The sequence below is a fragment of the Domibacillus indicus genome (genome assembly GCF_023715895.1).
Taxonomy (GTDB): Bacteria; Bacillota; Bacilli; order Bacillales; family Domibacillaceae; genus Domibacillus; species Domibacillus indicus_A.
Genome location: NZ_JAMBOO010000094.1, coordinates 1 through 400, shown reverse-complemented (window position 1 = coordinate 400; position 400 = coordinate 1). Strand labels below are relative to the sequence as shown.

The 400-nt window shown below is 65.0% G+C and carries 1 protein-coding gene; it reads right to left on the bottom strand.

Translation table 11 applies throughout. From position 1 onward, the window contains the following. On the bottom strand, positions 1 to 400 hold a 400-nt coding region (locus M3221_RS25725; RefSeq protein ID WP_472843783.1), incomplete at both ends, for an IS21 family transposase.

The window sequence follows — 400 nt, the reverse complement described above, 5'->3', positions numbered from 1 at the left end:
CGTAGCTACGCACGGGCAACGGGCGCAGGACGGGTTGGTCCAGCCGTTCGAACCATTCACGCCGGTTGCCTTCGAGCCGCTTGAACGGGCGCTGGTTTAGGTCGGCGATCAGTTCTGCAATCGCCGTGTTGAGTTCAGCCAGACTGTAGAAGCGATAGTGGCGCAGTCGGGCCAGCACCCAGCGCTCGACGATCTGCACGCCGACTTCGACCTTGGCCTTGTCCTGCGGTTTGCGCGGACGCGCCGGCAGCATCGCGGTGCCGTAGTGGTTCACGAAGTCCTGCGTGGTCGTGCCGAGTCCGGGTTCGTAACGGTCGGGTCGCGCGATCAGCGCCTTCGGGTTGTCGGGCACGAGCAGCTCGGGCACGCCGCCAATGAACTCTAGCGCATCGCACAGGCT